This window comes from Kitasatospora sp. NPDC059571 (assembly GCF_042735675.1).
In the GTDB taxonomy this organism is placed as follows: domain Bacteria; phylum Actinomycetota; class Actinomycetes; order Streptomycetales; family Streptomycetaceae; genus Kitasatospora.
Genome location: NZ_JBHWBW010000242.1, coordinates 9620 through 11313, shown reverse-complemented (window position 1 = coordinate 11313; position 1694 = coordinate 9620). Strand labels below are relative to the sequence as shown.

At 72.1% G+C, this 1694-nt stretch carries 2 protein-coding genes; both read right to left on the bottom strand.

The window, feature by feature from the left end:
- Positions 1 to 48: 48 nt before the first annotated feature.
- Positions 49 to 816: an enoyl-ACP reductase FabI gene (gene fabI, locus ACFV0G_RS24190; protein ID WP_380551585.1), complete on the bottom strand. Its 768-nt coding sequence runs from the start codon at positions 814 to 816 to the stop codon at positions 49 to 51.
- A gap of 2 nt (positions 817 to 818) precedes the next feature.
- Complete coding sequence (gene fabG / locus ACFV0G_RS24185) at positions 819 to 1538, bottom strand: 3-oxoacyl-[acyl-carrier-protein] reductase (protein WP_380551582.1); 720 nt, start codon at positions 1536 to 1538, stop codon at positions 819 to 821.
- Positions 1539 to 1694 lie beyond the last annotated feature (156 nt).

Sequence of the window (1694 nt, the reverse complement as noted above, 5' to 3'; positions counted from 1 at the left end):
CGCCGGGAGCTGATCCCGGCGCCCCCTGCGGCCGCAGTGCGTCGGACGTCAGGCGCCGATGGCGTGCAGACCGCCGTCGACGTGGACGATCTCGCCGGTGGTCTTCGGGAACCAATCCGAGAGCAGGGCGACGACACCGCGGCCGGCCGGCTCCGGGTCGGTCAGGTCCCACTTCAGCGGGGAACGCTGGTTCCAGGTGTCGGCGAGCTCGCCGAAGCCCGGGATCGACTTGGCGGCCATCGAGCCGATCGGGCCGGCCGAGACCAGGTTGCAGCGGATGTTCCGCTCGCCCAGGTCGCGCGCGAGGTACCGGTTGGTGGCCTCCAGCGCGGCCTTGGCCGGGCCCATCCAGTCGTACTTCGGCCAGGCGAACTGGGCGTCGAAGGTCAGGCCGACCACCGCGCCGCCGTCCTGCATCAGCGGGAGCAGCGCCATGGTCAGCGACTTCAGCGAGAACGCCGAGACCTGCATCGCGGTGGCGACGGACTCCCACGGGGTGTTGAGGAAGTTGCCGCCCAGCGCGTCCTGCGGCGCGAAGCCGATGGAGTGCACGATGCCGTCGAGGGTGGGCAGGTGCTCGCGGACCTGGTCGGCGATGCCGGCCAGCTGCTCCTCGCTGGAGACGTCCAGTTCGAGGACCTTGACCGGCTTCGGCAGCTTCTTGGCGATGCGCTCGGTGAGGCTCGGCCGCGGGAAGGCGGTGAGGATGATCTCGGCGCCCTGCTCCTGGGCCAGCTTGGCCGTGTGGAACGCGATGGAGGACTCCATCAGCACGCCGGTGATCAGGATGCGCTTGCCTTCGAGGATTCCAGTCATGGTCAGTGACCCATGCCCAATCCGCCGTCGACGGGAACGACGGCTCCGGTGATGTATGCGGCCTCGTCGGAGGCGAGGAAGCGGACGGCGGAGGCGACCTCGGCGGGCTGGGCGTAGCGGCCCAGCGGCACGCCGGCCACGATCTCCTTGCGGCGCTCGTCACTGAGCACCGCGGTCATGTCGGTGTCGACGAAGCCGGGGGCGACCACGTTGATCGTGATGTTGCGCGAGCCGAGCTCGCGCGCCAGCGAGCGGGCGAAGCCCACCAGGCCGGCCTTGGAGGCGGCGTAGTTCGCCTGGCCGGGCGAGCCGAGCAGGCCCACGACCGAGGAGATCAGCACGACGCGGCCCTTGCGGGCCCGCAGCATCTTCGCCGCGGCGCGCTTGACCACCCGGAACGTGCCGGTGAGGTTGGTGTCGACCACGGAGGCGAAGTCGTCCTCGGACATCCGCAGCAGCAGGGTGTCCTTGGTGATGCCCGCGTTGGCCACCAGGACCTCGACCGGGCCGTGCTTCTCCTCGATCTCGGCGAAGGCCGCGTCGACCTGGCCGGCGTCGGTGATGTCGCACTTCACGGCGATGGCGTCGAACGCCGCGAGCTCCGCCGGGACCTCGCCCGAGCGGCTCGTGACGGCGACCTTGTCGCCGGCTTCGGCGAAGGACAGGGCGATCGCGAGGCCGATGCCCCGGTTGCCTCCGGTGACGAGAACCGAGCGGCTCAACGATCCACCTCTCTGAGTAGTTGGCCGCGGCCGCGGGGGGGGGCGGCGGGCCCCCCCCCCCCCCGCCGCGGGCCCCCCCCCCGCCCCCCGGGACAAGTGTCTGCGCGCGGGCGGCGGGACGCGCGGAGGGCCCACCCCCCGCGGCGCCGCCCCCGC

What these genes read in the sequence shown, in the direction of transcription:
- fabI (WP_380551585.1), bottom strand. Translation starts at nt 816, where the DNA reads ATGACTGGAATCCTCGAAGGCAAGCGCATCCTGATCACCGGCGTGCTG.